Below are 25,637 nucleotides of genomic sequence, written 5' to 3'. Positions count from 1 at the left end.
TGAGTTCGAATCGCCGCATCGGACCGACGGTCTCGGATATCGGTCGCCGACCTTTGCGATGCGCCGCGGCCATTCAGAGGCCGATGTGCCGGACACGACTGGCGCCGGGCCAAATTTCGCTTTGGTATACTTCGCGGCCAAGCCCTCTACGTTTCCCCGCATCCATGGCCGCCGCACAGTCGGACAACGCGTCATCTGATTTCATGCCGGCTGACCTCAGGCAAAGCGTGGTCACGCAAACCTTGCCGCATTCCCAGGTCGGCATCAGCCGACTGAAGACATCTCGTAGAAATATTGGCCGAACTGCGCCATATGAACTTGAAGACGCCGATCTCATCGTGCTGCAATTGCGCGCGTTCGGCGAACAGGAATTGTGGCTTGACGGACGTGTTGCCCGTTTCGTCCCCTACGACGCGGGGACCGTCACGATTCATGACCTCGATCGCAGATGGGTTTCCGACCTCAAGGGGGCGTTCGACTGCATCCATTTTCACCTCCCTCGCCGAACGCTGGAGGAGACGGTCGATGAAATCGGTGGCAGACAGCGACCACAGCTTTACTTGCCGCCGCACTTGAGTGCGACGGATCCGATCATCCATCGCCTGGGCCAGGCTCTGCTCCCCGCTTTAGCGCGGCCCGAGCATGCGTCTCAGCTCTTTATCGACCACGTCGCGCTCGCCTTCCAGGCGCATGTCGCGCGCCTGTATGGCGGCGTCAGCGAGCGCCGGGAGAAGTCAACCTGCAAACTCACGGCGTGGCAGGAGCGAATGGCGAAAGGACTTCTTCTCGAACACCTTACCGGGAACATCTCGATTGCCGACGTGGCGAGAGCATGCGGCCTGTCTCGCGGCCATTTCGTCAAAGCCTTTCATCAGACCACCGGGTTACCGCCCCATCGCTGGCTGATCAACCAGCGTATCGAGCGAGCGATGATGTACATGCGCACGTCGTCCATGCCCCTGCAAATGATCTCGGACGCATGCGGCTTCGCCGACCAGAGCCACTTCACGAGAACATTCACGCGCGTCACCGGCGTGACGCCGCGTCGTTGGCGCACGGACAACGCTTGAGGATCGCATGATTCGACAAGTCCTGGCGCACGACGCTACGCCAAGACCTGCGCCCGGCCGATGGCTCGTCACTGTGCAGGTCGATCGCTTCGCGTGACCAGATTTCCCTTTAGCGCCGCGCTCATCGGCATGTCGAGATTCGCGCCGCGTGGCGGAATCGGCGATTCAAACCACTTTGCGTACAGGCGAGTGAATTCGCCGCTCTTCATGAGCCGAGTGAGCGTGCCATCGACGAGTCGCTTGAACGCCGGATCGTCTTTGCGCACCATGCATGCGTACGGCTCCACCTGCAGCGCGTCTCCTGCCACGGCCCACGCACTCGGGTCGTCCGCGTTGGCCCTGAGCCCGTAAAGCAGCACGTCATCGAGGGCGAGCGCTGCCGCTTTGTCGTCCGCGACGATTTTTAGTGCGTCGGCGTAGTCCCTTGTCAGCACGACTTCGGCATCGATGTGCTGCGCTTCGAGCTGGCGCCGCAGCGTTTTTTCGTTCGTACTCCCGCCGACTGTCGCGACGGCCTTATGCGCGAGGTCGGCATAGTCGCCAATGCCCGACGCTCGTTTGGCCATCAGCCGCGTGCCGGCATAAAAGTAATTGATCGAAAACGCGACGTCCTTGCCACGCGCCGACGTGTTGGTCGTCGACCCGCACTCCAGATCGTAGGTGCCATTGACGAGCAGCGGAATTCGATTTTGACCGGTGACCGGCACATAAGCGACCTTCAGATCCGGTCTGCGAAGTGCCTTGCGAACGTCGTCGACGATTGCTTCCGTTACGTCCATCGAAAAGCCGACGGCTTTATGCGGTGTCAGCAGATAGCTGAACGGCACGGCGGCTTCCCTGTACGAAACGACGATTTGATTGGACCGGGAGATTTTGTCCAACGTCTGCGCATTGGCAGTCATCGACACGGCGTACCCCGCGAATAACGCGGCGAGCATGGCAAATGATGGGGATCTCATGATGCCTCTTTCACGACGTTTTCTCTGCAGAAGCTCGATTTGCCGAGCCGTCTCCGTCAGTAGCGGACCGCACGTCGTATCCCTTGCCGCGCGTCCATCGATTCCGACGTGAATTCACTTTAAGCGGAGTCGATCGCCCCCGATTGATTCAGGTCAACAGCGCGGCCGTCTTGGAACGAGTGCCCGGAGAGGGTTTCAGCGCGACGCTGCAAGTCGTATCGAGATCCGGTTGGCCGACAGGCCGCCTGCCCGCCTTGGCTGATTCATCAGCGTCATGCCGGCAAGACAAACACCGGCGCCATCCCTTGGGACCATCCGAGCGGCCAGGAATCGATGCCGGACACGGAGCCGTATCGCGCGATCTGCTGGCCTATCGGCCAACTTCGACCGAATTCGTCGAAGCCACTGGTAAACTCGGGGCAACTCAAGCAACAAATTCATGCCGGATCTATGACCACGCTGTCGCCCGAGGCCTTTGCAGGCCACACTCCGATGATGCAGCAGTACCTGCGCATCAAGGCCGATCACCCCGACACGCTCGTCTTTTACCGGATGGGCGACTTCTACGAGCTGTTCTTCGAGGATGCGGAGAAAGCGGCGCGTCTGCTCGATCTGACCCTGACGCAACGCGGCGCATCGGCCGGCACGCCGATCAAGATGGCCGGCGTCCCGCATCACGCGGTCGAACAGTATCTGGCGAAGCTCGTGAAGATGGGCGAATCGGTCGCGATCTGCGAGCAGATCGGCGACCCCGCGACGTCGAAGGGGCCGGTCGAACGCAAGGTCGTGCGCGTCGTCACGCCCGGCACGCTGACCGACGCGGCGCTGCTGTCCGACAAGAACGACGTCTACCTGCTCGCGATGTGCACGGGGCACAACAAGCGTGGCGTGGCGGTCAACATCGGCCTCGCGTGGCTGAACCTCGCAAGCGGCGCGCTGCGGCTCGCCGAAATCGAACCCGAGCAGCTCGGTGCCGCGCTCGAACGCATCCGGCCGGCCGAGATCCTCACGGCTGACGGCGCGACTGACGCCGTGCCCGCCGGCGCCGGCGCGATCAAGCGCGTGCCGGCATGGCACTTCGATATCGCGTCGGGCACGCAGCGCCTGTGCGACCAGCTCGACGTCGCGGGCCTCGACGGCTTCGGCGCGCATTCGCTGACGAGCGCATGCGGCGCTGCCGGCGCACTGCTGCTGTACGCGGCCGCCACACAGGGGCAGCAACTGCGTCACGTGCGCAGCCTGAAGGTCGAGAACGAAACCGAATACATCGGGCTCGATCCGGCAACGCGCCGCAACCTCGAACTGACCGAAACGCTGCGCGGCACCGAATCGCCGACGCTGTACTCGCTGCTCGACACCTGCTGCACGACGATGGGCAGCCGCCTGCTGCGCCACTGGCTGCATCACCCGCCGCGCGCGTCCGTCGCCGCGCAGTCTCGCCAGCAAGCGATCGGCGCGCTGCTCGAGGCGCCCGTGAACGCGAGCCTCGACGCACTGCGAACCGCCCTGCGCCAGATCGCCGACGTCGAGCGGATCACCGGGCGTCTCGCGCTGCTGTCCGCACGCCCGCGCGATCTGTCGAGCCTGCGCGACACGTTCGCGGCGCTGCCCGCGCTGCGCGAACGCATCGGCGCGATCGTCGCGAACGCGGATGCGCTCGCGCGTGTCGATGCGGCGCTCGCGCCGCCCGCCGAATGTCTCGACCTGCTGACGAGCGCGATCGCCCCCGAGCCTGCCGCGATGGTGCGCGACGGCGGCGTGATCGCGCGCGGCTACGATGCGGAGCTTGACGAGCTGCGCGACATCTCCGAGAACTGCGGGCAGTTCCTGATCGATCTCGAGGCGCGCGAGCGTACCCGCACCGGCATCGCGAACCTGCGCGTCGAATACAACAAGGTGCACGGCTTCTACATCGAGGTCACGCGCGGCCAGACCGACAAGGTGCCGGACGACTATCGCCGCCGCCAGACGCTGAAGAACGCCGAGCGCTACATCACGCCCGAACTGAAGACTTTCGAGGACAAGGCGCTGTCCGCGCAGGAACGCGCGCTGGCCCGCGAGCGCGCGCTGTACGACGGCGTGCTGCAGGCACTGCTGCCGTTCATTGCCGAGTGTCAGCGCGTCGCGTCGGCGCTCGCGGAGCTCGACGTGCTCGCCGCGTTCGCCGAGCGCGCCCGCACGCTCGACTGGGTTGCGCCCGCCTTCACCGACGAAATCGGCATCGAGATCGAACAGGGGCGTCACCCCGTCGTCGAAGCGCAGGTCGAGCAGTTCATTGCGAACGACTGCCGATTCGGCGCCGAGCGCAAACTGCTGCTGATCACCGGCCCGAACATGGGCGGTAAGTCGACCTTCATGCGGCAGACGGCGCTGATCGCGCTGATGGCGTACGTCGGCAGCTACGTGCCGGCGAAGTCGGCCTGCTTCGGCCCGATCGACCGGATCTTCACGCGGATCGGCGCGGCCGACGACCTCGCCGGCGGCCGCTCGACCTTCATGGTCGAGATGACCGAAGCGGCTGCGATCCTGAACGACGCGACACCGCAGAGCCTCGTGCTGATGGACGAAATCGGCCGCGGCACGTCGACGTTCGACGGCCTCGCGCTCGCATGGGCCATCGCGCGCCATCTGCTGGCGCAAAACGGCTGCTACACGCTGTTCGCGACGCATTACTTCGAGTTGACGCAACTGCCCGCGGAATTCCCGCAAGCGGCCAATGTCCATCTGTCAGCCGTCGAGCACGGTCACGGCATCGTATTCCTGCATGCGGTCAACGAAGGCCCGGCGAACCAGAGCTACGGGCTGCAGGTTGCGCAACTCGCGGGCGTGCCGGCACCGGTGATCCGCGCCGCGCGCAAGCATCTCGCATATCTCGAACAGCAGTCGGCCACGCAGCATACGCCGCAGCTCGACCTGTTCAGCGCGCCGCCCGCCGCGGCCGACGAACTCGAATGCGCGGATGCGCCCGCGCCGTCCGACATTCCGCATCCGGCACTCGAAAGGCTGCGCGACATCGATCCCGACGACCTCAAGCCGCGCGACGCGCTCGACCTGCTGTACGAACTGCGCACGCTCGTCCGCTCGCACGATGCCGACGGGCACGCATAAACGCACCCCGTCGGGCTGGCCGGCCCGGGCCACCGCTGCGCTGGTCGCGGCGATGCTCGCGCTGGCGCAGGCCGGCGCGCTGGCCGCGCCGCCCAAACGAGCCGCCGCCCCCTATTCGTTCGCGGTCGTGTCGGGCGTCATCGACGCACCGGCCGACGAACCTGCCGCACAGCGGCTGTTCGAATCGATCGCGCGCGAGCGCAATCTGGCCTTCGTCGTCTATGCAGGCAACATCAAGGGTGCGAAGGAAGCCTGCCGCGATTCGCTGTATACGCAGCGCGGCGCGATCCTGGATGCATCGCGCGTGCCGCTCGTGTTCATTCCCGGTCACGACGACTGGGTGACGTGCAACACGGCGGCAGGCGGCAGCTACGACCCGGTCGAACGCCTGGACTTCCTGCGTCAGACGCTGCTGGCCGACGCGGCGCAGCCCGACCCCGGCGCGCTGCAGATCACGCGCGAAAGCGAAGTCGCCCGCTTCCGGCCCTATCGTGAAAACGCGCGCTGGCTGCATGACGACGTCGTCTACGTCACGCTGAACGCACCGGCGCCGAACAATCACTACCTGACGGCCGGCGGGCGCAACGGCGAATTCGAGGACCGCATCATCGCGAATGGCTTCTGGATCGACCACGCGGCCGAATATGCGAAGCGGCGCGAAGCGCGCGCGATGGTGGTGATGTTCGAAGGCGATCCGCAGTTCGACCGCTATGAGCGTGCCGAACGCTTTGCGTGGTTGCGTTTCAACCGGCCGCGCGTCCGCGACGGCTTTCGTGAACTGAAACGAACGCTGGTGAAGGCGGCAGCGACATTCCGCGGCCCGATCCTGGTGATGCACGCGAGCAGCGAGCCGCTTGCGAACGGCTTCCTGATCGATCGCCCGCTGCATGCGGACGACGGCGTGCTGGTGGGAAATGTGACGCGTGTCGCGATCGGACCGCGTCATCCGGCGAATCAGTGGGTGAAGGTCAACGTGTCGCCGGCGCGGCAGACCATCTTCAACGTGAGCGTGCAGGACGTCCCGAAGAATCTGCCGATTCCGCCCGCGCTGCCGGCCGTGCCGCGCGACGAGGTCCCGCTGCCGCAGATGCCGGAAATCCCGGCCTTGCCGGCATTGCCCGACTCGTCGTCGGTCGCGCCGCCACTGCAGGGCGACGGCACGACTCCGGGCGGCGCTTCGTGGCCCGTGCCGCCCCCTGCTTCAGGGCCGGCGCCGGGCCTGCCCGCCAGCTCAGTGCAGGGTACGCCCTGACGGCGCTTCGCCGTCCTCGTCTTCGTCCTCGTCGACGATTTCGAGGCCTTCCGCGCCATGCGCGTGCTCATGCTCGATCTCGTCCTCGGTCGCTTCGCGAACGTCCTTGACCGTCAGCGCGAAACGCAGCGCCATGCCCGCGAGCGGGTGGTTGCCGTCGAGCACGACCTTGTCCTCGGCGATGTCGGTGACCGTGTAGATCAGCGAATCCACTTCCTCGTCGCCGTCTTCCGGCGTGCCTTCGAACTGCATGCCCACTTCGATCGGCTCGGGAAAACGATCGCGCGGCTCGATCTTCACGAGTTCGGGATCGTAGTCGCCGAACGCGTCCTGCGGCTCGAGCTGAATCTGCGCCTGGTAGCCAGGCTCCTGGCCGTCGAGCTGTTCCTCGATCTTGGGGAACGTGCCATCATAGCCGCCGTGCAGATAAACCATCGGCTCGTCGCTTTCCTCGATCAGATTGCCTTGCGCATCCGACAGCTTGTAAGTGACCGACACGACGGTGTTTTTTGCGATTTTCATCCAATTCTCCCAAATACAAGTCTCATTATACGATGCGCAACCGGTCTCAAGCCGAACCGCGGGATACCGCTGCCGCCCCGCTCGGCGCGCCGCCTTCCGATCTTCCCACGCCGCTGCTCGGCGGCCTCTCGCCGGCGCAATTCATGCGCCGCTACTGGCAGAAGAAGCCGCTGCTGATCCGTCAGGCGATCCCCGGCGTGAAGCCGCCGGTCACGCGCGACGCCCTGTTCGAGCTCGCAGCCGACTATGACGCCGAATCGCGACTGATCACCCATTTTCGTAACAAGTGGCAACTGGCCCACGGTCCGTTCGAGCCGGGCGCGCTGCCTGCCGTTTCGCGCAAGTCCTGGTCCTTGCTCGTGCAGGGGCTCGACCTGCACGTCGACGCGGCACGCGCGCTGCTCGACCGCTTCCGCTTCATCCCGGACGCGCGCCTCGACGACCTGATGATTTCGTACGCGACCGACGGCGGCGGCGTCGGCCCGCACTTCGACTCGTACGACGTATTTCTGCTGCAGGTCGAGGGCCGGCGCCGCTGGCGCATCGGTGCGCAGAAGGACCTGTCGCTGCAGCCGGACGTCCCGCTGAAGATCCTCGAGCATTTCGAGCCGAGCGACGAGTGGGTGCTGGAGCCGGGCGACATGCTGTACCTGCCGCCGCACATCGCGCACGACGGCGTGGCCGAAGGCGAATGCATGACCTGCTCGATCGGCTTTCGGGCGCCGTCCGCCGGGGAGCTGGGCGCGCAATTCCTGTACTACCTCGCGGAACGCGGCGGCCTGCGCGACGAGCGTGGCGACGCGCTTTACCGCGACCCGAAGCAGCCGGCGGTCGACACGCCTGCGCAACTGCCGCCGGCGATGGTCGAGCGCGTCGCCGAGATCGTCGATGCAATCCGCTGGCGCAAGCGCGACGTCGCCGAATTCCTCGGTTGCTACCTGAGCGAACCCAAATCAAACGTCGTATTCGAGCCGCCGGCGCGTCCGCTGTCGGAGGCCGCGTTCGTCGCACAGGCGTCGCGGCGGGGCGTGTATCTCGACAGACGGGCCGCATTGATGTATAACGCGCGCTCGTACTTCATTAATGGCGAGGAAGAACCGCTCGAGCAGGCCGGCGAATGGCTGCCCGAACTGGCCAATCTGCGCCACATGGAGGCGAAACGGTTTGTAACACTATCCCGGGTTCCCTCAATGACAGCCTTGCTGCACGAGTGGTATTGTGCGGGCTGGATACGGGTCGGAAACCGGATTTAGTGAGCCTCCCCGTATGCCCGTGCAGATCAAATTCTGTATGGGAAAGACAACGTATTGACCCCGCATTTGTCGACGGTCGATAGGAAAGTGCATATAATTTCCGCCCAAGCCGTAGGGAAGATTCACGCTCTAGAAGTGCGTCTCCACCAGCGGCCCAGGTCGGTGTTGGAGCACATTACCGGTATTGTTTCGCGCTGTTGCTTACCTTTAACCATAAAAGGACGTGATCATGAAGAAATCCCTCCTCGTAGCTTCCCTGTTGGCTGCTGTTGCACTGGCTGCTTGCAACAAGAGCGCTGATCAAGCTGCTTCGTCGGCTGCTAGCGACGCATCGGCTGCTGCTTCGTCGGCTGCTTCGGCAGTTGCTGGTGCTGCGAGCGACGCTTCGGCTGCTGCTTCGTCGGCGACGGCTGCTGCGAGCGACGCAGCTGCTGCTGTGGCGTCGGCTGCTTCGGCAGCGACGGCTGCTCCGGCTTCGGGCGCAAGCCAGTAAGCCTCAGCATCAGCTGAAAAAAAACCGGCCTTCGGGCCGGTTTTTTTACGTCTGTCGGTTACGCGCATCATTTCCGGCAGCCAGGCCGGCCAGGAGCCGTCCTGTACGCCCTACCTGCACCCGCTCAGCCGAGCGTCAGCCAGTCGAAGCCCGCGTCCTGCGTGGCCACGACGATTTCCTCCCCGTCCGTTCCCAGCACGCCGGCCAATGCCTGGCGGGCCAGCTCGGGCCGGTTGTTCTGCTGGCTCAGGTGCGCCGCGACCAAGTGCTGGAGGCGGCTGCGTTCGAGCGATGCGAGGATGCCCGCGGCGGCGTCGTTGCTCAGGTGGCCGTGATTGCCGCCGATCCGCGCCTTCAGCGACTGCGGATAGCGGCTCCCGGCGAGCATCTCGGTATCGTGGTTGGATTCGAGCACCAGCGCGTCACAACCGCTCAGAACGGCCGTGATATGCGGTGTGGCCATTCCGACGTCGGTCAGCACGCCGAGTCGGCTGCAACCGTCCATGAAGACGAACTGGAGCGGTTCCCGCGCGTCATGGGGCACCGTATAGGGCATCACGGCCAGATCGCGAATCGCGGCCGTCTCGTCGCCCCACAATACGTGGAGATCGACATCGGCTTCGTCCGCGCCCACCGCGCGTGCCGTGCCCCAGCTCATGTAGAGCGGCAGCGACCCGCGCCGCGCGAGCGTCAGCGCACTACCGACGTGGTCGCTGTGTTCGTGGGTGATGAGGATCGCATCGAGATCGTCGATGGCGAGATTCAGGCGGCCGAGGCGGCGCTCGACCTCCTTCGCTGAAAAACCGCAGTCGAGCAGCACGCGGGTGGTCGTCGTGCCGCTCGAGACCTCGACGACCAGCGCGTTGCCTTCGCTGCCGCTACCGAGGCTGGCGAAGCGCACGCGATCAGTTCAACTGTGCATGCAGCAGCGAAATGATCCGCTGCGCGTCCGACGAGTTGTCGACCTTGCCGTTCGCGTCGACCACCGCGACCTGCGTGCCGCCACTGCCCTGCGCGCGCACGTTGACCAGGTATTCCTTGCCCGGCTTGGCCGCCGACGGGCCGCCGTAGAACAGCTTGCCGAACAGCCCGTCGCGCTTGAGCTCTTCCATCGTGTTCGCATAACGGACCGTGTACACGCCCTTCTCGCGGTCGCGATTGTCGACCGCGAAGTTGGTACGGTCGAGCGCGAGACCGACGCGCAGCCATGCACGGTCGAACGATTCCGCCAGCTGCAGCGTCGCGGCACCGCTGCTCGTATCGCTGACCTGCGCCGGCGCCGTCGCGGGACGCGCATCGGTCAGCAGTTGCTTCGCCTGCGCGTCGCTCAGGCCGAACTTCTGCATGAGCTTCGACAGGAACACGGCCTCGAGCACCGGATTGCGCGGACGCTCTTCCCAGCGCGACGACGTGCCGCCCTGCGGGCCGACCATCATTTCCTCCATCGCGCTGTGCGTGATCGAGATGTCGGTGTTGCCGTCCGGCGTGCGGTTCACGAGCGTACGGAAACGGTCGCGCGTGCCCGACGAGTAAGCGAAGTCGATGACCTTGCCGATCGTGCGACGGAACCAGTCGTCGGGAATGTTCGCGCGGTTCTCGGCCCAGTCGGTAGCCATGATGCCGGTCGACGGTGCGTCGGTCTTCAGCGAGAAGCCGTTCTCCTGCCAGAATTCCTTCAGGATCGGCCACAGCTGCTCGGGCGTGCGCCCGTCCACGACGAGCCAGCGGCGGTCGCCGTCGCGCTCGATATGCATGCCGAGCGGATCCTGCGCGCTCGGGACACCGTCGGTCGCGTTGCCGGCGGCGGTCGTCGCCCGCGGCGGCAGCGTGCCGAGACCGGCGTTGCTCGGCGGCGCGACGAACTGCTGGGTCGTCGGCACCGGCTTCAGGTCGCTCGGCACCGCGAGCGGCGGCGCCGAACCCGTGTTCTTGTAGTTGACCCGGTCAGGAGCCAGATAATCGTTCAGCGTATCGCAGCCGGCGAGCGCGCCCAGCGCCAGCGCCACCACCGAAACCTGGATGGCGCGAGAGGAAAAGGCGAAACGTTTCATGAAATCCTTCGTCTTGCTAGAACGCTCGTCAGGAGCGGCGCCGGACGGAGCCGGCCGGTGCGGGTTGATGAGGGGTCGAGCCGGCGGCCGCAGGACACGGCCGCCTGAGCATCAGAGGACGCCGGCCTCGACGAGGGCCGAACGCACGACATCGTGACAGCGCTCGTCGAGCGGCGTGAGCGGCAGGCGGATGCCGCCCTGCATCTTGCCCATTGCCTGCAGCGCCCACTTCACCGGAATCGGGTTCGCCTCGACGAACAGGTTCTTGTGCAGCGACAGCAGCTTCATGTGCAGCTCGCGCGCCGTTGCGACGTCGCCGGCCAGCGCGGCGCGGCACAGGTCGCTCATCGCGCGCGGCGCGACGTTCGCCGTCACCGAGATGTTGCCGTGGCCGCCGAGCAGCATCAGCGCGATCGCGGTCGGATCGTCGCCGCTGTAGATCGCGAAATGCTTCGGCGCGGCCTTGATCAGGTGCGCGGCGCGATCGATGTTGCCGGTCGCGTCCTTCACGCCGATGATGCCCGGCACCTGCGCGAGGCGCAGCGTCGTCTCGTGCGCCATGTCCGCGACCGTCCGGCCGGGCACGTTGTACAGGATCACCGGCAGGTCGACCGCTTCGGCGATCGTCTTGAAGTGCCGGTACATCCCTTCCTGCGTGGGCTTGTTGTAGTACGGCACGACCTGCAGCGTCGCGTCGGCACCGACGGCCTTCGCATGCTTCGTCAGTTCGATCGCCTCGGCGGTCGAATTGCCGCCCGCGCCCGCGATGATCGGGATGCGCTTCGCCGCATGCTCGACCGCCGTGCGGATCATCAGGATGTGCTCTTCGACGTTGAGCGTTGCCGACTCGCCGCTCGTGCCGACCACGACGAGTGCGTCGGTGCCTTCCGCGATGTGCCAGTCGATCAGTTTGCGAAACGCCGGCAGGTCGAGACTGCCGTCTTCGAGCATCGGGGTGACGATCGCGGGGATGCTGCCGCGGATTTGAATGCCGTCTTGGGTGCCGTTAGCCATGAAACGCGATTGATTGATGTACCGGTAAACGTTGAGATTGTAGCGGATTAGCCGGGCAGTTCGTAACGTGGAATTCCCGCCCCCGCCGTCGGGGTCGCGCCCTCGCGTACCGCGCAGACGCGCTGCACGAACGCCTCGCGCGGCGCGGCGACGAATCCGTCCTCGTACGCGACCACCCGCAGGCGGCCGCGCACCGCGTCCAGCAGCTCGCCCGGGGCGAGCAGGAACGCGGGATTGGACGGCTTGCCGACCGTTTCGTTTCCTTGCGCGAAGGTTTCGTAGATCAGCACGCCGCCCGGCGCCACCGCATCGAGCAGTTGGGGCCAGAGCGGGCGATGCAGATAATGGGTGACGATCACTGCCGCGAACGACGCGCCGGCCGGCAGCGGCCAGGGCGCGCCCTCGAGATCGGCGTCGCGCACATCGACGCCGGGAATCGCGCGCAATGCGGCCAGCGCGGCCGGATCGCGGTCGAGCGCGACGACCGGATGCCCGTGCGACGCAAACCAACGTGCATGGCGGCCACCGCCCGCGGCGACGTCGAGCACCGCGCCGCCCGCCGGGACGAGCCGCGACCAGCGGGCGACCCAGCGCGACGGTTCGGTCTGGGCGACGTGGCCGCCCGCGGCGGCAATGACAGGTTCGCGCATGCCGTCAGGTCAGGTGTACGACAGGCCCATCGCCTCGCGCACGTCGCGCATCGTCTCGACCGCGTGCTTGCGCGCCTTGTCGCAGCCGTCCGCGACGATCGCACGCAGCAGCGACGGATCGTCCATGTACTTCTGTGCGCGCTCGAGCATCGGCTGCTGTTCGCGCAGGATCCCTTCGACGACCGGCTGCTTGCAGTCGAGGCAGCCGATGCCCGCCGAGCGGCAGCCGCTCTGCACCCACTGGTGCGTCGTTTCGTCCGTATAGACCTGATGCAGCTGCCACACCGGGCACTTGTCCGGATCGCCTGGATCGGTGCGGCGCACGCGCGCCGGATCGGTCGGCATCGTGCGCACCTTCTTCGTGATCGTCTCCGCATCCTCGCGCAGGCCGATCGTATTGCCGTACGACTTCGACATCTTCTGGCCGTCGAGGCCCGGCATCCGGGACGCTTCGGTCAACATCGCCTGCGGCTCGACCAGGATGATCTTGCGCGCGCCTTCGAGATAGCCGAACAGGCGCTCGCGGTCGCTCATCGACAGGCTCTGCGATTCCTGCAGCATCGCGCGCGCCTGTTCGAGCGCCTCGTCGTCACCTTCCTGCTGATACGCGTTGCGCAGCTCGTGATAAAGCTTCGCGCGCTTGCCGCCGAGCTTCTTCGCGGCTTCGAGCGCCTTCTCCTCGAAGCCCGGCTCGCGGCCGTACAGGTAGTTGAAGCGGCGCGCGATCTCGCGCGTCATCTCGACGTGCGGCACCTGGTCCTCGCCGACCGGCACGAGCGAGCCGCGATACAGCAGGATGTCGGCCGCCATCAGCACCGGGTAGCCGAGGAAGCCGTAGGTCGACAGGTCCTTGTCCTTCAGCTTCTCCATCTGCTCCTTGTAGGTCGGCACGCGTTCGAGCCAGCCGAGCGGCGTGCTCATGCCGAGCAGCAGCGCGAGTTCCGCATGCTCGGGCACCTTGCTCTGGATGAACAGCGTCGCCTGCGCCGGATCGATGCCGGACGCGAGCCAGTCGATCAGCACGTCCCACACGTTCTTCTCGATGACCTCGGGTGTTTCGTAGTGCGTCGTCAGCGCATGCCAGTCGACCACGCAGAAGAAGCACGGGTACTCGGACTGCAGCTTCACCCAGTTTTTCAGCACGCCGTGGTAGTGGCCGAGGTGCAGCGACCCGGTGGGTCGCATGCCGGAGAAAATACGATCTGGGAACATGATTGTCGTTAGAAAAGCGAGGCGAAGGGAGACAGGATGGCGCTCAGCACGCCGGCCGCGGCGTTCACGAGCGGACGCAGCCAGAAGTTCGTCAGCACGCCCGTCATGACCAGCACGAGGACGATGATGAAACCATACGGCTCGATGCGCGACAGCGCGATCGATTGCTTCGGCGGCAGCAGCGCCGCCAGGATGCGGCCGCCGTCGAGCGGCGGCAGCGGAAACAGGTTCAGCACGCCGAGCACCAGGTTCGCGCTGACGCCTGCGTAGGCCATCCGCGTGAAGAACGGCTCGTCGATGCCGGCAGCGGGCAGCACGATGGTCAGCACGCCCCAGATCAGTGCCTGCACGAAGTTGCAGGCCGGGCCCGCCAGCGATACCCACAGGCTGCCCCAGCGCGGATCGCGCAAGTTGCCGAACGACACCGGCACCGGCTTCGCATAGCCGAACAGGAAAGCGCCGCCCGTCAGGAAATACATCGCGAGCGGGATCGCGATCGTGCCGATCGGATCGATGTGGCGCATCGGGTTGAACGACACGCGCCCCATCATGTAGGCGGTGTTGTCGCCGAGCAGGCGTGCGGCATAGCCGTGCGCGGCCTCGTGCAGCGTGATCGCGAAGATCACGGGCAGCGCGTAGACGGCGATGGTCTGTATCAGGGAAGCGTCCATATCGCGTTATTGTAACAAGCGCACTCGCGCAAAAATGAAAGGCGCTTACGCGGCCGAAAGCCCGAACGGTTCGAGCGCGCCGCGCCCCGCGCGCACGAGTTGCGGCTCGTCGCCCGTCAGGTCGATCACCGTCGACGGCTCGCGCGGACACGCGCCGCCGTCGATCACGAGATCGACCTGCTTCTCGAGCCGCGCGCGGATGTCGTCGGGATCGTTGAGCGGCTCGTCGTCCGGCGGCAGGATCAGCGTCGTGCCGAGCAGCGGCTGGCCGAGCGATTCGAGCAGCGCGAGCGTGATCGCGTGGTCGGGCACGCGCAGGCCGATCGTCTTGCGCGACGGGTGCGACAGCCGGCGCGGCACTTCCTTCGTCGCCTGCAGGATGAATACGTACGGGCCCGGCGTCACCGACTTGATCTGCCGGTACTGACGATTGTCCACCATCGCGAAGTTCGCCAGTTCCGACAGGTCGCGCACGAGCAGCGAAAGATGCTGCTTCTCGTCGAGGCCACGGATGCGGCGCACGCGCTCGACCGCGTCCTTGTCGTCGAGGTGGCACGCGAGCGCGTAGCTCGAATCGGTCGGCATCGCGATCACGCCGCCCTTGCTGACGATGTCCGCGGCCTGCTTGATCAGGCGCGGCTGCGGATTATCCGGATGAATCCTGAAGAACTGGGACATGGGGACACGTAAAGAGGGAGAAGTCGGATGCGCGCCTGGGCGGCAGCGCCGGCGGCAAGCGGCCGCGGTACGTCAGAGCCAGCGCTCCCAGAGCGGTTTCAGGTCGGGCGGCAACGGCGGCAGGCTACCGAGCTCGATGCGGCCCTCGCCCGGCGCATGGAAATCCGAGCCGCGCGACACCTCGAAGCCGAAGCGGCGCGCGACGTCCGCGTATTCGCGGTACTGGTCGGGCGTGTGACTGCCCGTAATGACCTCGATCGCGCGGCCGCCCAGATCGATGAATTCGCCGAAAAACGCATCGAATTCGACCGGCGTGTAGCGATAGCGGCCCGGGTGCGCGACCACGGCCTCGCCGCCCGCCGCGCGAATCCATGCAACGGCGTCGGACAGCGTCGCCCAGCGGTGCGGGACGAACCCGGGCTTGCCGTCGCCGAGCAGGCGGTCGAACACATCGGAGGTCGATTCGGCATGACCGTTCTCGACCAGGAAGCGCGCGAAGTGGGTGCGCGAGATCAGGTCGGGATTCGATACGTACTTGAGTGCGCCTTCGTACGCGCCGGGAATGCCGAGCGTCTCGAGTTGCGCGGCAATCGCCCGTGCACGGGCGGCGCGGCCGTGGCGCGTGCGGTAGAGGCCGTCCACGAGCGTCGGGTTCGACGGATCGATGTGCAGCCCGACGATATGCACGGTGCGCGACGCCCACGTAACCGAAATCTCGACGCCGCTCAGGTAGCGCATCCCCAGCGCCTCCGCCTCGCTGCGCGCCGCTGCCTGGCCGCCGATTTCGTCGTGGTCGGTCAGCGCCCACAGGGTCACGCCGCCGGCATGGGCGCGGCGCGCGACGTCGGCAGGCGACAGCAACCCGTCGGAAACATTCGAATGGCAGTGGAGATCAGCGTTCATTGTCGGTATGGCAGGTGAAGCTTCATTCTACTGCAATGCGGCAATTGCGCCGCCCGCCTGCCCCGCCGCCGCCGCCGCCGGCCTACGCGCAAAACGCCTCGATCAGCGCCGCGATCTGCTCCGGCTGGTCATGATGAACCATGTGTCCGGCATCCTCGACGAGCTTTTCGCGCCAATCGGGGAACGCGTCGAAGCGCGCCTTGAACTCCGGCAGCGGGATGTCGCCGGCGAGATACGCGAGCGTCGGCGAATTGACGGCCTCGACGTGCAGCACCTTCGCGCGCACCTGCTTCCAGACGGCCATCACTTCGTCGAGCCGGTACAGCTGCGGGCCCGCCATCTTGTGCGCGGGATCCGCCAGCAGGTGGTAGAGGCCGTCGTCGCCACGCTTCGACCAGTGCCCGGCAAGGAATGCGGCCCTGCGCGGTTCGAGCCGCGGATTGGTCTTGATCAGCCGGGCCGCCACGTCGTCGAGCGACGCGTACGGGCGCAACACCGGCGGCTCGCGCAGCTCGTCGAGCCAGCCGCGCAGCCGGCGCGGCGCCTGTTCGGCCCGCGCGGGGGCGAGCCCGAACCCTTCGAGGTCGACCACGCGCCGCACGCGCTCCGGGCGCGCGCCCGCATACAGGCACACGACGTTCGCCCCCATGCTGTGCCCGATCAAATTGACTTCGCCGGTGGGCGCATAGTGATCGACGAGCGCATCGAGGTCGCCCAGGTACTCGTGGAACCAGTAATGACCGCCGCCCTGCCTCGCGACCGGCCAGTCGGACAGGCCGAAGCCGCGCGCATCCGGCGCGATCACCTGCCAGTCGCCCGCGAGTGCGTCGACGACGAACTGGAACGATGCCGCGACGTCCATCCAGCCGTGCAGCATGAACAGCGTCGGCGCATCGGGCCGGCCCCAGCGCCGCACATGCAGCTTGACGCCGCGCACCGTGACGAAATCGGAAACAGAACTCGAGGCACTCATTGCAGTCGCCAAAAAAAGAATGATCGTTCGATTATAGCGATGGCGCTTCCGTTCCGGCGCCTGGCAGTCGAGGCAGCTCTCTAGCGCCGGCGTGTGGAATCGGCATGCGGACACCGCGGACATGCCGCTGAACGATCCGCGAGGCCGGCGCGGCGACAGCGTTCGCCCGCCCGTCGGGAGCCCGGCGGCCCGCCGCGCTAACCGGCCGCCTTGCCGTCCGCCGCGTCCTGCGCGGCGAGTTCGTCCAGCTCCGCCTGCTCGAACCCCGCGATGCGACGCGCGTCGAAATTGAACGGGCCGCGCAGTCGCGGCGCATGGTACTGCTCGGCGAGCTCGCGGTAGGCCGGCACCGGATCACGACCTGCCTCGTCGCACAAGTACCGGAACCAGCGATTCCCGATCGCGACATGGCCGATCTCGTCGCGCAGGATCACGTCGAGGATCGCCGCGGACGCGTCGTCGCCCGCCTGCACGAGCCGCGCGCGGATCGGCGGCGACGCGTCGAGCCCGCGCGCCTCGAGCGTGCGCGGCACGAGCGCCATCCGCGCGAGCACATCGGCCTTGGTCCGCTCGCACATCTCCCACAGCCCGTTGTGCGCGGGAAAATCACCGTATGCATGCCCGAATTCGGCAAGCCGCTCGGACAGCAGCGTGAAGTGATGGGCCTCCTCGGCCGCGACCTGCAGCCAGTCCGCATAGAATGCGTCGGGCATCCCGGCGAAGCGCCACACGGCATCGAGCGCGAGGTTGATCGCGTTGAATTCGATATGCGCGAGGGCGTGCAGCAGCACCGCGCGCCCCGCGGGCGAGCGCATGCTGCGGCGCTCGAGCTGGCGCGGCTCGACGAGCGGCGGGCGCGCCGGACGGCCGGGCAGGTCGGTCGGTTCGTCCAGATCGAGCGCCGGTACGATCGCGGCCTGCCCGGCCAGCAGCGCGTCATGCAGCGCGCGGACCCGAGCGGCCTTCGCGGCCGGCTCGGACATCCGCAGCGCGTCGAGCGCGGTGCGTCGCACGCAGTGCGGCGCAGCCATGAAAGTAGAAGGCTCCATGTTCATCAAGCGGGGGCACCGCCCGTGCGCATCGCGGGAGCGCATGCACGCGACGGTTTACAATATGCGTTTGTGCCGCCACGCAATGCGCCCGGCACGCCAGACGCGCCATTCTACCGGCGCCCATCACCGAAGAGACCAGGAGACTCCGTGACGATCTACAAACTGGGCGAGACGGCCCCGACGATCCACGAAAGCGTATTCGTCGCCGATACGGCGGCCATCATCGGCAAGGTCGTGCTCGAGGAAAACGCGAGCGTATGGTTCGGCGCGACGATTCGCGGCGACAACGAGACGATCGCGGTCGGTGCCGGCAGCAACGTCCAGGAAGGCGCGGTCCTGCATACGGACCCCGGCTTTCCTCTGACGATTGCCGAGAACGTGACGATCGGGCACCAGGCGATGCTGCACGGATGCACGATCGGCGAAGGTTCGCTGATCGGGATTCAGGCGGTGGTCTTGAATGGTGCGGTCATCGGCCGCAACTGTCTGGTTGGTGCCGGCGCGGTGGTGACGGAAGGCAAGACGTTCCCGGACAATTCGCTGATTCTCGGCGCCCCGGCGAAGGTCGTGCGCGAGCTGTCGGCGGACGACGTCGCGCGGCTGCGCGCAAATGCGAAGACGTACGTCGAACGACGCGCGCATTTCAAGGAGCAACTCGTGCGGATCGGCTGATTCGCGCGGATTTCAAGGAAGAAGAGTGAGCGACCAGTTACAGAAATTCATGTTCAATTCGGCACCCGTGCGCGGCGAGATCGTGTCGCTGCGCAACACGTGGCAAGAGGTGCTTTCCCGCCGTGACTACCCTGCCCCGGTGCGCACGGTGCTCGGCGAGATGATGGCCGCGTGTGCGCTGCTGTCCGCGAACCTGAAATTTCACGGCACCCTGATCATGCAGATCTTCGGCGACGGGCCGGTCCAGATGCTGGTCGTCCAGTGCGGCTCGGACCTGTCGATGCGCGCCACGGCCAAGTTCGCCGGCGACGTCGCGCAGACGATCGGCGACGACACGCACTTCGCGTCGCTCGTCAACGCGAGCGGCCACGGCCGTTGCGTGATCACGCTCGATCCGGCCGAGAAGCTGCCGGGCCAGCAGCCGTATCAGGGCATCGTGCCGCTGAACGGCGTCGACGGTCCGCTCGAATCGGTGTCGCAAGTGCTCGAGCATTACATGCATCACTCGGAGCAGCTCGACACGCGGCTGTGGCTCGCGGCCGATCGCGACCGCGCGGTCGGCATGCTGCTGCAGAAGCTGCCGGGCGACGGCGGCATCGTGCCGCGCAACGCCGAGACCGACGCCGACACGTGGGAGCGCGTCTGCACGCTGGGCGGCACGCTGTCCGCGAAGGAACTGCTCGAGGTCGAACCGGAAGTCGTGTTCCGCCGGCTCTTCTGGCAGGAAAACGTGCAGCACTTCGACCCGGCCGGTACGCGCTTCCAGTGCTCGTGCTCGCGCGAGAAGGTCGGCGCGATGCTGCGCATGCTCGGCCGCGACGAAGTCGACAGCGTGATCGTCGAGCGCGGTCACGTCGAGATCCACTGCGAGTTCTGCAACCAGCGCTACGAGTTCGATCCCGTCGACGTCGCGCAGCTGTTCGCCGCGCCGGAACTCGCGACCGGCATCACGCCCGCGACCGATCAGCGTCACTGAGTGAGCGGCGCGCCCGTGCGAGCCATGCGCGCGCGGGCGCATAATGACGCACGAGCGTCGCACGCACGGCTCAGGCGCCGGAGGTCCCGCCTTCGGCGCAAACCGCTTTCCGCTGTCGGCGCGCTGCTGGAGAAATACATGAATCGCCCATTCCGCACCCTCGTCCTGACCAGTGTCGCCGCCAGCACACTGGCCCTCGCCGGCTGCGCGGTGCAGCCGCCTTCGTCGACGATCCTGAGCCGGCTGCCCGAACCGGGCGCATCGGGCGGCCAGCCGCCCGCGCTGTCGAGCGCGGAGCGCAAACGCTACGACGAAATCGACCGGCAGGTGCTGCGCGAGCAGAACGACGCGATGGCGGCCGAGGCCGCCGCGCGCGCCTGGGCGTATTACTCGCCGCCCCCCGTGACCGTCTACGGCGGCTATTACGGCGGCGGTTGGGGAAACCGGTGGGGCACCGGCATCGGTTATGGCTACGGTTACCCGGGCTGGTGGTGGTGATGCGTGATCGCGTCGACCGACTCGATTGAAGACTGACAGGAAATAAAAAAGCGCGGCATTTCCCGCGCTTTTTCAATGGTTCGGACTCCCGCGCTCAGTGATGCGCGGCCTTGCCCTTCTCGCCGCCGTGATGCCGCGACGGCTTCGCGATCGATTGCGGGTTCGGCACGACGCGCACGGGCGCCGAGGACACCGTACCGCGCGTCGACGTGCTCGAAGGCGTGTTGTTCAGCGGCGCGGCCGGCGCATTCGGCGACACGAACTGCACGAATACTTCGCCGTCCTTCACCATGCCCATCTCGTAGCGCGCGCGCTCCTCGATGGCCGCGGTACCGCCCTGCAGATCCTGCACTTCGCCCGCGATCCGTTCATTGCGCAGCTTCTCGTCCGCATTCTTCTGCAGTTGATCGCCGAGCTGCTGGCGCAATTCGTGCACCCGCAACCAGCCGCCGTGTCCCCACCATAGGGGGTACTGAATGAGCGCCAGCAAGGCAATCAGGACGACAGTGACAAGCCGCATGTAGGAGACGCAGATATAAGAAGCGCCGCTCCGCGCAACATGCACAGAGCGGCGTCGAGATGACGAACCCGATAGTAGCGCGTTAGCGCAGGTTATAGAAAGCCGATTTGCCCGGGTAGCTCGCGATATCGCCGAGGTCTTCCTCGATGCGCAGCAGCTGGTTGTACTTCGAGATGCGGTCGCTGCGCGACAGCGAACCCGTCTTGATCTGACCGGCGTTCAGGCCGACCGCGATGTCCGCGATCGTCGAATCTTCCGTTTCGCCCGAGCGGTGCGAGATCACGGCCGTGTAGCCGGCGCGCTTCGCCATTTCGATTGCCGCGAACGTTTCGGTCAGCGTACCGATCTGGTTGATCTTGATGAGGATCGAGTTCGCGATGCCCTTCTCGATGCCTTCCTTCAGGATGCGCGTGTTCGTGACGAACAGGTCGTCGCCGACGAGCTGCACCTTCTTGCCGAGGCGCTCGGTCAGCAGCTTCCAGCCGTCCCAGTCGCCTTCGTGCATGCCGTCCTCGATCGACACGATCGGGAACTTGTCGGCGAGCGTCGCGAGGTAGTCGGTGAATTCGGCCGACGACAGTTGCAGGCCTTCGCCCGCGAGCTGGTACTTGCCGTCGTGGTAGAACTCGGATGCCGCGCAGTCGAGCGCGAGCAGCACGTCTTCGCCGGCACGGTAGCCGGCCTTCTCGATCGCCTGCAGGATCGTCGACAGGCACTCGTCGTTGCTGCCGAAGTTCGGCGCGAAGCCGCCTTCGTCGCCGACTGCCGTGCTCATGCCGCGGTCGCTCAGGATCTTCTTCAGCGCGTGGAACACTTCCGCGCCGCAACGCAGGGCTTCACGGAACGTCGGCTGGCTCACCGGGACGATCATGAATTCCTGGATGTCGAGGCTGTTGTTCGCGTGCGCGCCGCCGTTGACGATGTTCATCATCGGGACGGGCAGCTGCATCGCGCCCGAGCCGCCGAAGTAGCGGTACAGCGGCAGGCCGGCTTCTTCAGCCGCAGCCTTCGCGACGGCCATCGACACGGCCAGCATCGCGTTCGCGCCAAGGCGCGACTTGTTGTCGGTGCCGTCCAGCTCGAGCAGCGTCTTGTCGAGGAACGCCTGTTCCGACGCGTCGAGGCCCATGATGGCTTCGGAGATTTCGGTGTTGATGTGCTCGACGGCCTTCAGCACGCCCTTGCCGTTGTAGCGGCCGGCTTCGCCGTCGCGCAGTTCGATCGCTTCACGCGAGCCGGTGGATGCGCCCGACGGCACCGCCGCGCGGCCCATCGTGCCCGATTCGAGCAGCACGTCGCATTCGACGGTGGGGTTGCCGCGCGAATCCAGAATCTCGCGGCCGATGATATCTACGATTGCACTCATGGGTTTCCTCTGAGAATGACGATGGATTCTTCAAACTGCGATGGCACGCGCGCCGAAACCGCCTACGCTACTGACGCGCGAAGCCGCCGCAAGGTTCATTCGATCTTTAGTTGAAATCGTTTTCCAGGAACGGATTGCGCTTCACCGCCTGGTCGAGCGTGACGAGGGTCTCCAGCAGCGCGCCCATCCGGTTCAGCGGCACCGCGTTCGGGCCGTCGGACTTCGCTTCGGCCGGATTCGGGTGCGTTTCCATGAACAGGCCCGCGACGCCCGTCGCGACCGCGGCACGCGCGAGCACCGGCACGAATTCGCGCTGGCCGCCCGAGCTCGTGCCCTGCCCGCCCGGCAGCTGCACCGAGTGGGTCGCGTCGAACACGACCGGCGCGCTCGTCTCGCGCATGATCGCGAGCGAACGCATGTCGGACACGAGGTTGTTATAGCCGAACGAGACGCCGCGCTCGCACGCCATGAAGCGGTCTTCCGACAGACCGGCTTCACGCGCCGCGTCGCGCGCCTTGTCGATCACGTTCTTCATGTCGTGCGGCGCGAGGAACTGGCCCTTCTTGATGTTGACGGGCTTGCCCGAGCGCGCGCACGCGTGGATGAAGTCGGTCTGGCGGCACAGGAACGCGGGCGTCTGCAGCACGTCGACGACCGATGCGACCTGCTCGATCTCTTCGATCGAATGCACGTCGGTCAGCACCGGCAGGCCGAGCTGGCGCTTTACCTCGCCGAGGATCCGCAGCCCCTCGTCCATTCCGAGGCCGCGAAACGACTTGCCCGAGCTGCGATTCGCCTTGTCGTAGGACGACTTGTAGATGAACGGAACGTTCAGCTTCTCGCAGATCTCCTTCAGGCGGCCCGCCGTGTCGATCGTCATTTGCTCCGATTCGACGACGCAGGTACCCGCGATCAGGAAGAAAGGCTGGTCGAGACCGACCTCGAAATCGCACAGCTTCATGCTTGCACTCCACGCGCCTGCTTGTTGGCGAGCGCGGCTTCGACGAACGACTTGAACAGGGGATGACCGTCACGCGGCGTGGACGTGAATTCCGGGTGGAACTGGACGCCGACGAACCAAGGGTGCATCGAACGCGGCAGCTCCATCATTTCCGGCAGATCCTCGCTCGGGGTACGGGCGCTGATGATAAGGCCGCCGGCTTCGAGCTGGGGCACGAAGCGGTTATTGACTTCATAACGGTGGCGGTGGCGCTCGTTCACGTCCTTGCCGTAGATCTCTTCGGCCATCGTGCCGGGCTTGATCGGGCAACGTTGCGAGCCGAGGCGCATCGTGCCGCCGAGATCGGATTCCTCGGTGCGCGTCTCGACCTTGCCTTCGCGGTCGTACCACTCGGTGATCAGCGCGACCACGCGTTCCGGCGTGTCCGGATCGAATTCCGTGCTGTTCGCCTGCTTCAGGCCGACGACGTCGCGTGCGAATTCGATCACCGCCAGCTGCATGCCGAGGCAGATGCCGAGGTACGGCACCTTCGACTCGCGCGCGTAGCGGATCGCGGCGATCTTGCCTTCCGTGCCGCGACGGCCGAAACCGCCCGGCACCAGCACGGCGTCGAGATGCTTCAGGCTGTCGACACCGTTCGTCTCGATCTCTTCCGAGTCGATGTACTCGATGTTGACCTTGGTCGACGTGTGCAGCGATGCGTGGCGCAGCGCCTCGATCAGCGACTTGTACGACTCGGTCAGGTCGACATACTTGCCGACCATGCCGATCGTGACTTCGTGCTTCGGGTTTTCCAGCTTCTCGACGAGCTCCGACCACATGCTCAGGTCGGCGTCCTTCGGCGACAGCTTCAGTTCCTCGCAGATGATCCGGTCGAGGCCCTGGTCGTGCAGCATCTGCGGAATCTTGTAGATGCTGTCGGCGTCCCACACCGAGATCACGGCGTCTTCCGGCACGTTCGAGAACATCGAGATCTTCTTCGATTCGTCGTCGGGGATGCGGCGATCCGCACGGCACAGCAGCACGTGCGGCAGGATCCCGATCTCGCGCAGCTTCTGCACGCTGTGCTGGGTCGGCTTCGTCTTCAGCTCGCCGGCCGTCGCGACGTACGGCACGAGCGTCAGGTGCACGAAGCACGCGCTGTTGCGGCCGAGGCGCAGGCTCATCTGGCGCGCGGCCTCGAGGAACGGCAGCGACTCGATGTCGCCGACCGTGCCGCCGATCTCGACGATCGCGACGTCCGGCTCGCCGCAGGTGGCCGATGCCGCCCCGCGCTCGATGAACGCCTGGATTTCGTTCGTGATGTGCGGGATCACCTGCACGGTCTTGCCGAGATAGTCGCCACGGCGTTCCTTGCGGATCACCGATTCGTAGATCTGGCCGGTCGTGAAGTTGTTGGCCTTGCGCATCTTCGTGCTGATGAAGCGCTCATAGTGGCCGAGGTCGAGGTCGGTCTCCGCTCCGTCTTCCGTCACGAACACTTCGCCGTGCTGGAACGGGCTCATCGTGCCGGGGTCGACGTTGATGTAGGGATCGAGTTTGAGGAGGGTGACTTTCAGACCGCGCGATTCGAGGATCGCGGCGAGAGAGGCGGCGGCAATACCCTTGCCGAGGGAAGAAACTACGCCGCCGGTGACGAAAACATATTTGGTCATCGCTGGATGCTCGCGGGAAAAACGGATTATACCGTAAAGCCCGCCCTTCTCTCAGCAATTGACGCGATGATCGCGCCCTTTCGCGCTGTGCCGCGCCAGCCGTGCGCGCCGGGGCGAACCGGCCGGCCGGTCGGTGCAACCGCGCACGCCGGCCCGGTGCACCGGGTCGATGCGTCAGGCGCTTTTCGCGAGCGCCGCGCTGTCGCGCGGCACGCCGCCCTCCGCCGTTTTCAGCGAACTCAGCATCCGCTGCAATGCGCGGGCCGTCTCGATCGGCCGCTCCATCGGGAACAGGTGGCTACCCTCGAGCCATTCGATGCGCCCGCGCGCCGCGCGACGCGTCGCATCGAGCCCGACCTGCCGCACTTCGCGCGAGCGCGTGCCGGCGAGAAAGCCGAGCGGCACCGGCGCGCCGTGCGCGAGCCGCGGACCGAGCGTATGCGGCAGTGTCCGGTAGATCAGGTATTCGACCTGCCGGTCGAACGCGAGCACGCGTTCGCCGTCGGCGCCCGCCTGTGGAATGCCGTAGTCGATGTAGTCGGACAGCATCCGCTCGTCCCAGCGCGCGAACGCGGGTTTCTCGTGAAAGTGCCGCCAGGCTTCGTCGCGACTCACCCAGCGCGTGCGCCGGTTGCGCGTCGCGGCCGCCGGCGACAGCCGTTCGTCGAGGCCGGCCCACTGGCTCGCGCGCAATGCGCCGGCGCGCCATCCCGCGATGATCGGCGAATCGATCATCACCACGCCGCGCACCCAGTGCGGCTTCTTCAGCGCGGCCATCAGCGACAGGTAGCCGCCGAGCGAATGGCCGACGAGCCAGACCGGGCGCTCGTAGCGGCTGCCGATGTCGTCGAGCAACTGCTCGACGAGATGCGGCCAGTCGCGCGTGACCGGGTAGCGGCGGTCGTGACCGATGCGCTCGATGTAGCGCAGCTCGTAGTCGTCTGCCAGCTCGGCGAAGATCGTCCGGTACGTCGATGCCGGAAAACCGTTCGCATGCGAGAAATGGAGGATGTCCTTCAAACGCCGATGTCTCCTTTGTCGACCGGAGTCAGCGCGCTCGAGCTGACTCCAGTCCCATGCTTCGCGGTCGGCCGGGGCTGGCCCTTCTGCACCACCTCCGGCCTCCGC

Annotated in this window: 26 protein-coding genes; 8 read left to right on the top strand and 18 right to left on the bottom strand. The window is 66.1% G+C overall.

Annotation, left to right across the window (positions count from 1 at the left end):
- Nucleotides 1-164 precede the first annotated feature (164 nt).
- Nucleotides 165-1,070, top strand: coding sequence for a helix-turn-helix transcriptional regulator (locus tag ACV22V_RS04285; RefSeq protein WP_059690927.1), 906 nt, complete (start codon nt 165-167; stop codon nt 1,068-1,070).
- Between the two features lie 68 nt (nt 1,071-1,138).
- On the opposite strand, the gene ACV22V_RS04280 is transcribed toward ACV22V_RS04285, so the two are convergent.
- Entirely contained in the window at nt 1,139-2,029 is an 891-nt protein-coding gene (locus tag ACV22V_RS04280) for an amino acid ABC transporter substrate-binding protein (protein WP_059535791.1), read from the bottom strand.
- 450 nt (nt 2,030-2,479) lie between these two features.
- Here ACV22V_RS04280 and mutS point away from each other — a divergent pair, with 450 nt between their 5' ends.
- Entirely contained in the window at nt 2,480-5,137 is a 2,658-nt protein-coding gene (gene mutS / locus ACV22V_RS04275; RefSeq protein WP_448013115.1) for a DNA mismatch repair protein MutS, read from the top strand.
- The gene (locus ACV22V_RS04270) at nt 5,118-6,389 is read left to right on the top strand and encodes a hypothetical protein (protein WP_448013114.1); all 1,272 of its coding nucleotides are present in this window, start codon (nt 5,118-5,120) and stop codon (nt 6,387-6,389) included. Before mutS ends, ACV22V_RS04270 begins: the two co-directional genes overlap by 20 nt.
- On the opposite strand, the gene ACV22V_RS04265 is transcribed toward ACV22V_RS04270, so the two are convergent.
- Entirely contained in the window at nt 6,369-6,911 is a 543-nt protein-coding gene (locus ACV22V_RS04265) for an FKBP-type peptidyl-prolyl cis-trans isomerase (protein ID WP_059535798.1), read from the bottom strand. The genes ACV22V_RS04270 and ACV22V_RS04265 overlap by 21 nt on opposite strands.
- 32 nt (nt 6,912-6,943) lie before the next feature.
- Here ACV22V_RS04265 and ACV22V_RS04260 point away from each other — a divergent pair, with 32 nt between their 5' ends.
- Both ACV22V_RS04260 and ACV22V_RS04255 read left to right on the top strand, forming a co-directional pair.
- Nucleotides 6,944-8,164, top strand: a complete 1,221-nt coding sequence (locus tag ACV22V_RS04260; protein WP_059690931.1) for a cupin domain-containing protein — start codon at nt 6,944-6,946, stop codon at nt 8,162-8,164.
- Nucleotides 8,165-8,218: 54 nt separating this feature from the next.
- Entirely contained in the window at nt 8,219-8,464 is a 246-nt protein-coding gene (locus tag ACV22V_RS04255; protein WP_011657350.1) for a hypothetical protein, read from the top strand.
- 20 nt (nt 8,465-8,484) lie between these two features.
- On the opposite strand, the gene ACV22V_RS04250 is transcribed toward ACV22V_RS04255, so the two are convergent.
- The 11 genes from ACV22V_RS04250 to ACV22V_RS04200 all read right to left on the bottom strand — a co-directional run bounded on the left by ACV22V_RS04250 (nt 8,485) and on the right by ACV22V_RS04200 (nt 17,864).
- Complete coding sequence (locus tag ACV22V_RS04250; protein ID WP_162499716.1) at nt 8,485-8,667, bottom strand: hypothetical protein; 183 nt, start codon at nt 8,665-8,667, stop codon at nt 8,485-8,487.
- Between the two features lie 114 nt (nt 8,668-8,781).
- Complete coding sequence (locus ACV22V_RS04245; RefSeq protein WP_448013113.1) at nt 8,782-9,558, bottom strand: MBL fold metallo-hydrolase; 777 nt, start codon at nt 9,556-9,558, stop codon at nt 8,782-8,784.
- Between the two features lie 4 nt (nt 9,559-9,562).
- On the bottom strand, nt 9,563-10,708 hold the full coding sequence (bamC, locus tag ACV22V_RS04240; protein ID WP_059535804.1) for an outer membrane protein assembly factor BamC: 1,146 nt from the start codon (nt 10,706-10,708) through the stop codon (nt 9,563-9,565).
- A gap of 111 nt (nt 10,709-10,819) precedes the next feature.
- Nucleotides 10,820-11,722, bottom strand: a complete 903-nt coding sequence (gene dapA, locus ACV22V_RS04235; RefSeq protein ID WP_059464169.1) for a 4-hydroxy-tetrahydrodipicolinate synthase — start codon at nt 11,720-11,722, stop codon at nt 10,820-10,822.
- Between the two features lie 47 nt (nt 11,723-11,769).
- Entirely contained in the window at nt 11,770-12,372 is a 603-nt protein-coding gene (locus ACV22V_RS04230; RefSeq protein ID WP_448013112.1) for a class I SAM-dependent methyltransferase, read from the bottom strand.
- Between the two features lie 9 nt (nt 12,373-12,381).
- The gene (locus ACV22V_RS04225) at nt 12,382-13,584 is read right to left on the bottom strand and encodes a tryptophan--tRNA ligase (protein WP_059690935.1); all 1,203 of its coding nucleotides are present in this window, start codon (nt 13,582-13,584) and stop codon (nt 12,382-12,384) included.
- Between the two features lie 8 nt (nt 13,585-13,592).
- On the bottom strand, nt 13,593-14,255 hold the full coding sequence (locus tag ACV22V_RS04220; RefSeq protein ID WP_059690936.1) for a site-2 protease family protein: 663 nt from the start codon (nt 14,253-14,255) through the stop codon (nt 13,593-13,595).
- 45 nt (nt 14,256-14,300) lie between these two features.
- Nucleotides 14,301-14,933, bottom strand: coding sequence for an L-threonylcarbamoyladenylate synthase (locus ACV22V_RS04215; RefSeq protein ID WP_059535812.1), 633 nt, complete (start codon nt 14,931-14,933; stop codon nt 14,301-14,303).
- A gap of 72 nt (nt 14,934-15,005) precedes the next feature.
- The gene (locus tag ACV22V_RS04210; RefSeq protein ID WP_059535814.1) at nt 15,006-15,836 is read right to left on the bottom strand and encodes a 3',5'-nucleoside bisphosphate phosphatase; all 831 of its coding nucleotides are present in this window, start codon (nt 15,834-15,836) and stop codon (nt 15,006-15,008) included.
- Between the two features lie 82 nt (nt 15,837-15,918).
- Nucleotides 15,919-16,809, bottom strand: a complete 891-nt coding sequence (locus tag ACV22V_RS04205; protein ID WP_059690939.1) for an alpha/beta fold hydrolase — start codon at nt 16,807-16,809, stop codon at nt 15,919-15,921.
- 197 nt (nt 16,810-17,006) lie between these two features.
- The gene (locus ACV22V_RS04200) at nt 17,007-17,864 is read right to left on the bottom strand and encodes a ferritin-like domain-containing protein (protein ID WP_448013111.1); all 858 of its coding nucleotides are present in this window, start codon (nt 17,862-17,864) and stop codon (nt 17,007-17,009) included.
- Nucleotides 17,865-18,008: 144 nt separating this feature from the next.
- On the opposite strand from ACV22V_RS04200, the gene ACV22V_RS04195 reads away from it, so the two are divergent.
- The 3 genes from ACV22V_RS04195 (at nt 18,009) to ACV22V_RS04185 (ending at nt 20,007) form a co-directional block, all read left to right on the top strand.
- Nucleotides 18,009-18,533 (top strand): gamma carbonic anhydrase family protein, encoded by a 525-nt coding sequence (locus ACV22V_RS04195; RefSeq protein WP_059702236.1) that lies wholly within the window; start codon nt 18,009-18,011, stop codon nt 18,531-18,533.
- Between the two features lie 25 nt (nt 18,534-18,558).
- On the top strand, nt 18,559-19,509 hold the full coding sequence (hslO, locus tag ACV22V_RS04190; RefSeq protein ID WP_059535822.1) for an Hsp33 family molecular chaperone HslO: 951 nt from the start codon (nt 18,559-18,561) through the stop codon (nt 19,507-19,509).
- Between the two features lie 138 nt (nt 19,510-19,647).
- Nucleotides 19,648-20,007 carry a hypothetical protein gene (locus ACV22V_RS04185; protein ID WP_059535824.1) on the top strand — a complete coding sequence of 120 codons (360 nt, stop codon included), beginning with the start codon at nt 19,648-19,650 and terminating at the stop codon, nt 20,005-20,007.
- Nucleotides 20,008-20,101: 94 nt separating this feature from the next.
- Here ACV22V_RS04185 and ftsB read toward each other — a convergent pair whose 3' ends face one another.
- The 5 genes from ftsB to ACV22V_RS04160 form a co-directional block, all read right to left on the bottom strand.
- Nucleotides 20,102-20,527, bottom strand: a complete 426-nt coding sequence (gene ftsB, locus ACV22V_RS04180; protein WP_059690942.1) for a cell division protein FtsB — start codon at nt 20,525-20,527, stop codon at nt 20,102-20,104.
- 82 nt (nt 20,528-20,609) lie between these two features.
- Entirely contained in the window at nt 20,610-21,893 is a 1,284-nt protein-coding gene (eno, locus tag ACV22V_RS04175; protein WP_011885396.1) for a phosphopyruvate hydratase, read from the bottom strand.
- A gap of 106 nt (nt 21,894-21,999) precedes the next feature.
- Nucleotides 22,000-22,854, bottom strand: a complete 855-nt coding sequence (kdsA, locus tag ACV22V_RS04170) for a 3-deoxy-8-phosphooctulonate synthase (RefSeq protein ID WP_014896643.1) — start codon at nt 22,852-22,854, stop codon at nt 22,000-22,002.
- A complete protein-coding gene (locus ACV22V_RS04165; protein WP_059535827.1) occupies nt 22,851-24,509 on the bottom strand; it encodes a CTP synthase in 1,659 nt (552 codons plus the stop codon). Before ACV22V_RS04165 ends, kdsA begins: the two co-directional genes overlap by 4 nt.
- A gap of 174 nt (nt 24,510-24,683) precedes the next feature.
- Nucleotides 24,684-25,529 (bottom strand): alpha/beta fold hydrolase, encoded by an 846-nt coding sequence (locus ACV22V_RS04160; protein ID WP_059535830.1) that lies wholly within the window; start codon nt 25,527-25,529, stop codon nt 24,684-24,686.
- Between the last annotated feature and the right edge of the window lie 108 nt (nt 25,530-25,637).

The organism is Burkholderia sp. AW33-5, assembly GCF_053427615.1.
This window is presented reverse-complemented; position numbering and strand designations above follow the sequence as displayed.